The sequence below is a fragment of the Sphaerospermopsis sp. LEGE 08334 genome (assembly GCF_015207205.1).
In the GTDB taxonomy this organism is placed as follows: domain Bacteria; phylum Cyanobacteriota; class Cyanobacteriia; order Cyanobacteriales; family Nostocaceae; genus Sphaerospermopsis.
Window position 1 is genome coordinate 1 of sequence record NZ_JADEXH010000085.1, and the last position, 8,578, is coordinate 8,578.

7 protein-coding genes are annotated in these 8,578 nt (G+C 40.4%); 6 read left to right on the forward strand and 1 reads right to left on the reverse strand.

The genetic code is table 11. The features are described 5' to 3' along the window. The 3 genes from IQ237_RS25505 to IQ237_RS25520 form a co-directional block, all read left to right on the forward strand. A partial coding sequence (locus IQ237_RS25505) for a VCBS repeat-containing protein (RefSeq protein WP_194060040.1) occupies window positions 1-901 on the forward strand: 901 nt, incomplete at its 5' end. Window positions 902-1,502: 601 nt separating this feature from the next. Beyond that, window positions 1,503-2,969, forward strand: a complete 1,467-nt coding sequence (locus IQ237_RS27100) for a bluetail domain-containing putative surface protein (protein ID WP_375539921.1) — start codon at window positions 1,503-1,505, stop codon at window positions 2,967-2,969. 333 nt (window positions 2,970-3,302) lie between these two features. Next, on the forward strand, window positions 3,303-3,812 hold the full coding sequence (locus IQ237_RS25520; protein WP_228020709.1) for a hypothetical protein: 510 nt from the start codon (window positions 3,303-3,305) through the stop codon (window positions 3,810-3,812). Window positions 3,813-4,213: 401 nt separating this feature from the next. Here IQ237_RS25520 and cysC read toward each other — a convergent pair whose 3' ends face one another. Continuing rightward, a complete protein-coding gene (cysC, locus tag IQ237_RS25525; protein WP_194060042.1) occupies window positions 4,214-4,759 on the reverse strand; it encodes an adenylyl-sulfate kinase in 546 nt (181 codons plus the stop codon). 8 nt (window positions 4,760-4,767) lie between these two features. Here cysC and IQ237_RS25530 point away from each other — a divergent pair, with 8 nt between their 5' ends. From IQ237_RS25530 to IQ237_RS25540, 3 genes are all read left to right on the forward strand, one after another. After that, window positions 4,768-7,155: a TIGR03032 family protein gene (locus IQ237_RS25530; protein ID WP_194060043.1), complete on the forward strand. Its 2,388-nt coding sequence runs from the start codon at window positions 4,768-4,770 to the stop codon at window positions 7,153-7,155. 441 nt (window positions 7,156-7,596) lie between these two features. Continuing rightward, window positions 7,597-8,127 carry a hypothetical protein gene (locus IQ237_RS25535; RefSeq protein ID WP_228020710.1) on the forward strand — a complete coding sequence of 177 codons (531 nt, stop codon included), beginning with the start codon at window positions 7,597-7,599 and terminating at the stop codon, window positions 8,125-8,127. A gap of 252 nt (window positions 8,128-8,379) precedes the next feature. Then, a partial coding sequence (locus IQ237_RS25540; RefSeq protein WP_194060044.1) for a hypothetical protein occupies window positions 8,380-8,578 on the forward strand: 199 nt, incomplete at its 3' end.

The window sequence follows — 8,578 nt, forward strand, 5'->3', positions numbered from 1 at the left end:
TATAGACGGGGATGGAGACCTGGATGCGGTGGTGGGAGAAGGTTTCGGTACCCTGAAATACTACAACAACACAGAAGTTCCTGTTACCCCCAGCTACACAGAACAAACAGGAACAGCCAACCCCTTCAATGGCATTGATGTGGGGTCTTACAGCACCCCCACCTTAGCCGATATAGACGGGGATGGAGACCTGGATGCGGTGGTGGGAGTAAATGACGGTACCCTGAAATACTACAAAAACACAGGAACAGCCACCAACCCCGTCTACACAGAACAAACAGGAACAGCCAACCCCTTCGATGGCATTGATGTGGGGTCTTACAGCACCCCCACCTTAGCCGATATAGACGGGGATGGAGACCTGGATGCGGTGGTGGGAGTAAATGACGGTACCCTGAAATACTACAAAAACACAGGAACAGCCACCAACCCCGTCTACACAGAACAAACAGGAACAGCCAACCCCTTCAATGGCATTGATGTGGGGTCTTCCAGCAAACCCACCTTTGCCGATATAGACGGGGATGGAGACCTGGATGCGGTGGTGGGAGTAAATGGCGGTACCCTGAAATACTACCAAAACACAGGCACAGCCACCAACCCCAGCTACACAGAACAAACAGGAACAGCCAACCCCTTCAATGGCATTGATGTGGGGGGGACTTACAGCACCCCCACCTTTGCCGATATAGACGGGGATGGAGACCTGGATGCGGTGGTGGGAGTAAATGACGGTACCCTGAAATACTTCACAGCTAACCGAACTCCCACTGACTTAGCACTCTCCAGTACCACATTTGCGGAAAACCAAATTATTGGTACGGTAATTGGTAATTTCACCACTACAGACCCAGATACAGGAAACACATTTACCTATAGTTTAAGTAAGTCGGCACGATAAAACCGATGTATGTTGAGTTTTGTAAACCCCGTTAAATGACCTATTGATAAGGCATTGATTGAATTTACATTTTGTTACATGGTTATAAATTTTCCCGCCGACTTACTTAGTTAGCGGCACAGGAGACACCGATAACAGTTCCTTCACCATTGCTGGAAATGAACTGAAAACCAATGCTGCATTTGACTTTGAAACCAAAAACAGTTACAGCATTAGAGTTAGAACCACAGACCAAGGGGGGTTATCCTTTGAGAAAGAATTAACCATTGGTGTCAGCAACGTTAACGAAGCACCAGTTATCACCAGCGCTGCTACCGCCACCTTTGCCGAAAACGGTACAGGCACAGTTTACACCGTCACCGCCACCGACGTAGATGCAGGTACAACCTTCACCTACAGCTTATCCGGTACGGATGCTAACCTCTTTAACATCAACAGTAGTAACGGCGCTGTCACCTTCAAAACTGCTCCTAACTTTGAAGCACCTAGTGACAACGGTGCAGACAACGTTTATGATATCGACGTTATCGCTAGTGATGGTACATTAACTGCCACACAAGCTGTAGCTATTACCGTTAGTCACGTTAACGAAGCCCCAGTTATTACCAGCGCTGCTACCGCCACCTTTGCCGAAAACGGTACAGGCACAGTTTACACCGTCACCGCCACCGACGTAGATGCAGGTACAACCCTCACCTACAGCTTATCCGGTACGGATGCTAACCTCTTCAACATCAACAGTAGTAACGGCACTGTCACCTTCAAAACTGCTCCTAACTTTGAACTACCTACCGATAGCGGTGCAAACAACGTTTATGACATCAACGTTATCGCTAGTGATGGTACATTAACCGCCACACAAGCTGTAGCTATTACCGTCAGCAACGTTGACGAAGCCCCAGTTATTACCAGTGCTAACACCGCCAACTTTGCCGAAAACGGTACAGGCACAGTTTACACCGCCACCGCTACAGATGTAGATGCAGGTACAACCCTCACCTACAGTTTATCTGGTACGGATGCTAACCTCTTTAACATCAATAACGGTGTTGTCACCTTCAAAACTGCTCCTAACTTTGAAGTTCCCACTGACAACGGTGCAGACAACGTTTATGATATCAACGTTATCGCTAGTGATGGTACATTAACTGCCACACAAGCCGTAGCTATTACCGTTAGTAACGTTAACGATGATGTTCAATCCTCCACCAACCACACATTAAACTCTAGCCAACTAGACCTGATTTTAACAGGAAGTGCGAACATTAACGGCACTGGAAACAGCCTCAATAATGCTATCTTAGGTAACAGTGGTAATAATGTTCTCAACGGCGGTGCTGGTGATGATAGCCTTTTTGGTGGTGCTGGTAATGATACCTTAATGGGTGGTATTGGTGCTGACACCATGACTGGAGGAACTGATAATGATTGGTACTGGGTTGATAATGCTGGTGACAGTGTGATAGAATATGCCAATGAAGGTACAGATAAAGTTTTCACCAGTATCAGTTACACACTCACTGACAATGTAGAAGACCTGGCTTTACAAGAAATAGCTGGCAATATTAATGGTACAGGTAATACCCTGAATAATACCATTACAGATAATACCAAAGATAACATTCTCGACGGTGGTGCTGGTAATGATATTATCAGAGCTTCTAGAGGAAATGATACCTTAATTGGTGGACTAGGTGCGGATACATTAACAGGAGGTTTAGATAATGACTGGTTTGTTTATACTAACTTAACCGATTCCTTGTTAGGTGGAATTGATAGCATCAAGGATTTTAACAATAGTACGGAGACTGACCGTTTTGTAGTTAACACTGCCCGGTCTGTGTTTAATAATGTAGGTGTAGTTAGCGGACTCAATGCCACAGCCATTGGTAGTAAATTAACTACTACTGATTTTGGTGCTAATGCGGCTGCACTATTTACCATAGGGTCAAAGAGCTATGTAGCTATTAATGATGGAACTGCTGGTTTTGATGCTCTTAGTGATGCCATTGTGGACATCACGGGATACAAGGGTACTTTATCTACCAGTAGTTTTGTGGTTGTTTAAGATACCGGAGTTCTCTAATAAGTCCGGTATCTGGTTGGTAAAAAGTCCCCTATACTTGCCAGTGAGAGTGGGGTAAAATGATAAAATAGACATCTGCGGAAAAGATGTAGGGACAATTCATGAATTGTCCCTACCAAGAGTTTCAAACCATGTAAATTTAATTTTCGGAGATAAGCTGTTACGCAGCTAAACTGTATAATCTGAATATTCTTAGGTCTTGTGAAGCATCTTGCCTGTTAACCTTATATAAATTAAATGCAGTACAGCTTATCAAATGACGAATGCTGCCTGTATTGTTTATAAAATAACTATCACTAACTATCACCAAAATATATGACAACTAACCCACCCACTCTTACTTATACTCTGGAAGAAATATTATCTCGTTTGGATCAAAAGATAGAGAAGCAATTTGCTGAAGTCAATCAAAAAATGGATAGGCAATTTACTGAAGTCAATCAAAAAATGGATAGGCAATTTGCTGAAGTCAATCAAAAAATGGATAGGCAATTTGCTGAAGTCAATCAAAAAATGGATAGGCAATTTGCTGAAGTCAATCAAAAAATGGATAGGCAATTTGCTGAAGTCAATCAAAAAATGGACAAGCAATTTACTGAAGTTAATAAAAAACTAGAAACTATTGATAGTAGACTAACTAAACTAGAAATTGGACAAGCAGAACTGTCTGGGGAAATTAAAACCTTAGAACAAAAAGTTATTGGTATTGATAAAAGACTAGATAACCAAGAATTTATCAATCGTGGAGTTCTAGTAGCAATAATTATAGCCTTAATTAGTGGAGTAGTCAAACTATTTGGTTTTTTCCCTACCGGTAAAATTTGAAAACCCTAATTGATTCTATATAGAATATTATAGAATATTATTGATTTTTGATAAGTAAGTAGGGCTTGCTGAATAAATGTAAAACCCAGATATATCAAGGGTTACAGGTGGTCAGTGAGCTTGTCGAACTGTTGATAAAGAGGAAAAAAGTGCAAGGGTTTTGAAGGGTATACCTGAAAAAGTGTGCATTTTGGGGATCGCAAACCCAAAAATTTGGGGATGACAGATAGCTGAAACTGTTCCCTGTTCCCTGTTCCCTATTCCCTGTCTTCACGGAAAGACTTTCTCAGCAACCCCTAAGTATAATGTTATTTGCGATCGCAAAGCAAATAACACCAAAAATACATAAAACCTAAAACCTTCCATAGTACCACAGAAACAATTGTACAATAAGTCTAATCCTATTGCCTATCCCCACCCATCAGGAGGTTCATCTCTACTAATGCTGTGAAGACCTTAGCAACACTTTCTTCCAGGGTTTCTTTTTCAGAATTACAGACAACTTCTGGGTTAAGTGGTTCTTCATAGGGATCATCAATGCCCGTAAAACCCTTAATTATACCTAAACGGGCTTTTGCGTATAATCCTTTTACGTCTCTAGCCTCACAAACAGATAGCGGTGTATTTACATAAACTTCTACGAAATTTTCTGTCATATTCCGCACCTCGTTTCTCACAGACCGATAGGGACTGATAGCAGATACAATAGCTATTACCCCATTACGACTAAGTAAGTTAGCGACAAAACCAATACGACGAATATTTGTATCCCTATCTTCCTTATTGAAACCTAGTCCCCGGGAGAGATTAGTACGGATAACATCCCCATCTAAAACTTCCACCAAATAATTACGTTCTTTTAATTTAGTTTCTACGGCTCTAGCAAGGGTAGATTTACCAGAACCGCTTAATCCTGTAAACCAAAGTGTAAAACCTTTATCTCTCATTTCCAACCATGAATACAACAGCATCCAACCTAGAAACTATCGCCCAAGTCAGTCCCTCTCCAGAACTAAGTAATTGGTTACAACATGAGCATATTAGCATTGCTTTCACCACCTATCAAACCAACCGCCTGATCTTATTGGGTAGCAACCCTGAAAGCGGTTTGACAGTAAAGGAACAAGTATTTGATAAACCAATGGGGTTGTATGGCAATGATCACAGCCTATATATGAGTACCAGGTATCAAATTTGGCAACTTGATAATTGTTTATTACCCGGTGAAATACACCAGCAATCAGATCGCCTGTATATACCTAGTCGCAGTTACACCACAGGTGATCTCAATGTCCATGATCTAGTATTAGATGCCACAGGTACGCCATTATTTATCAATACAGATTTTAGCTGTTTAGCTACCATAAAATCTGGTTATAGCTTCGCCCCAGTTTGGCAACCACCCTTTATTACCAAGCTAGTAGCAGAGGATCGTTGTCATTTGAATGGGTTAGCAATGGTAGCAGGTAAACCTACCTATGTGACAGCTTGCAGCGCTACAGATAAAGCCGCAGGTTGGCGTGATCATCGCCAGAATGGAGGTATTGTTATACACATACCCAGTGATGAAATCATCGCCACTAACCTATCTATGCCCCATTCGCCCCGTTGGTATCAAAACAAGCTATGGTTACTCAATGCAGGTACAGGAGAATTAGGCTACCTTGATGATGGTAAATTTGTTCCCATTACCTTTTGTTCTGGTTTTGTGAGGGGTTTAGCCTTTTGGGGTAATTATGCCTTAGTGGGAACCTCTAAACTGAGGACGCGTAACTTCACAGGACTGGCATTAGAAAACCGGTTGCAAGCCGAGAAAAAACAAGCTGAATGTGGCTTATTGATTATTAACCTCAAAAATGGTGAAATTGTCCATTGGCTGCGGTTAGAGACCGTAATTGAAGAACTGTTTGATGTAGTTGTTCTCCCTGGTGTGAGTCAACCAAAAGCCCTGGGTTTTGAGAATGAAGATATCCAAAGATTAATTACTTTTCCTGGTTCTCAAGGCATTGTCACCAGTAAACCGAGAGTCAAAAGTCCTAACTTGAATAATACTGCCATTGTGACTAAAAAATCTGAATCTGTAAACTTTAAATTTCAGCAAGTTTATCATCTGAATGCAGAAAGTTTAGCACCCTATGACCCTTATACCTTCCCCAGTTTACAACAACGTTGGCAAACTCAACCTCAACGGGGTGAGTTAGTGGGAGTTTCTGCTTCTTTGGAGGGAGAAATGGTAGGTTTTGCCATTGCGGAATTATTACCAAATTTCCAAGCCGAACTCCTATCTTTATTTGTTGCTCCTATCCATCGTCAGCAAGGAATTTGTACCCAGATGATGGTATTTTTAGAACGGGAGTTATTACAACAAAATGCCCGTGAGATCAAAGTAATTTATGCACCGACAACTTTAACAACACAGGCTTTAGAACCCATGTTACAAAAGTTGGGTTGGCAGTTACCAATAAACATAGGTAAAGGAGAAATGCGATTATCTCGCAAACAATTAATACCCTTAGCTAATAGATTAACTAATATAACTAATAATATTCATCCTGGCGCTCGTTCTCAGTTTGAAGAAGGTAAAAAACTGGTAAAACTAGGTGATTTAGAAAAAGCAGTTGGTTGTTTTCAAGCAGCTATTAAAATTCAACCTGATTATATTCCTGCTTATAATCAATTGGGTAATACTTGGCAAGGCTTGGGGAAATTTGAGGAGGCCATCTCTGCTTACCAAAAATTACTGGAAATTAATCCTCATGTAGCTGCGGCTTATTGTAATTTGGGAGCAATTTGGCAATTACAAAACCAGGATGAACAGGCTATTGCTGCTTATCAAAAAGCTATTGAAATTAAACCAGATTTTACCTTAGCCCACCTTAATTTAGGTAAATTATATACAAATCAAGGACATTTTTTCCCAGCCCAAACCTGTTTACAAACAGCATTGGATTTAGAACCAAATCTGGCGGAAACTCATTACCAATTGGGGAATATTTTACAACAGATGGGAGAGTTTTCAAAAGCGATCGCCTGTTTCCAAAACGCCCTCAAACTACAACCCAATTTTATAGATGCACTGCATAACTTAGGTTGTCTCTTGTTACTGCAACAAGAATTTACCCAAGCTCAGAGGTGCTTCCAGCAAATTCTGATATTCCAACCTGACCACATCAAAGCCCACATTAACCTTGGTAATGTCCTCAAACTACAAAATCAATTACCTCAAGCATTAGCCAGCTATAACCGCGCATTAGAGCTTGATCCACAAGAAACCTTTGCTCTGTACGAAATAGAGCATTTAAAGTTGAGGCTGTGCAACTGGGATAAACCACACAAGCCCTAGCCATTACCGTTACCAACATTAACGATGATGTTCAATCCTCCAGCCACCATTGTGGACATTACGGGATACAAGGGTACTTTATCTACCAGTAGTTTTGTGGTTGTTTAAGATACCGGAGTTCTCTAATAAGTCCGGTATCTGGTTGGTAAAAAGCCCCCTATCCTTCCCAGTGAGAGTGGGGTAAAATGATAAAATAGACATCTGCGGAAAAGATGTAGGGACAATTCATGAATTGTCCCTACCAAGAGTTTCAAACCATGTAAATTTAATTTTCGGAGATAAGCTGTTACGCAGCTAAACTGTATAATCTGAATATTCTTAGGTCTTGTGAAGCATCTTGCCTGTTAACCTTATATAAATTAAATGCAGTACAGCTTATCAAATGACGAATGCTGCCTGTATTGTCTATAAAATAACTATCACTAACTATCACGAAAATATATGACAACCAACCCACCCACTCTTACTTATACTCTGGAAGAAATATTATCTCGTTTGGATCAAAAGATAGAGAAGCAATTTGCTGAAGTAAATCAAAAAATGGATAGGCAATTTACTGAAGTAAATCAAAAGTTTACTGAAGTTAACCAAAAACTAGAAACTATTGATAGTAGATTAACTAAACTAGAAATTGGACAAGCAGAACTATCTGGGGAAATTAAAACCCTAGACGAGAAACTATCTGGGGAAATTAAAACCCTAGACGAGAAACTATCTGGGGAAATTAAAACCCTAGACGAGAAACTATCAGGGGAAATTAAAACCCTAGACAAGAAACTATCAGGGGAAATTAAAACCCTAGATGAGAAACTATCAGGGGAAATTAAAACCCTAGATGAGAAAGTTAGTGGTATTGATAAAAGACTAGATAACCAAGAATTTATCAATCGTGGAGTTTTAGTAGCAGTAATCATAGCCTTAATTAGTGGAGTAGTCAAACTATTTGGTTTTTTCCCTACCGGTAAAATTTGAAAACCCTAATTAATTCTATTAAGTCCGGTATCTGGTTGGTAAAAAGTCCCCTATACTTGCCAGTGAGAGTGAGGTAAAATGATAAAATAGACATCTGCGGAAAAGATGTAGGGACAATTCATGAATTGTCCCTACCAAGAGTTTCAGATGATGCATTTAGTAGCGAATTATATTCGCCCAAAACTTTTAAAACATCCTCTTAGAGGGTGTTTGAAAAGTTATGATTGATCTATTTCCTATAGTCAATTCCGAATGATGAACTACCAAACTACAATAACTATAAGTTTAGCTATGATTATTGCTGCTGCTTTCCCAGTCAAAGCCTTAGCCGAAAATCTGAATATAGACTTTACAGGTACGATACCATCTATTGTCAAGATTAACAGCACCAGTCCCGGACTTATTGAGAACACCCCCGATCAAGAATTTGAAAGTGTATACTTTACACCAG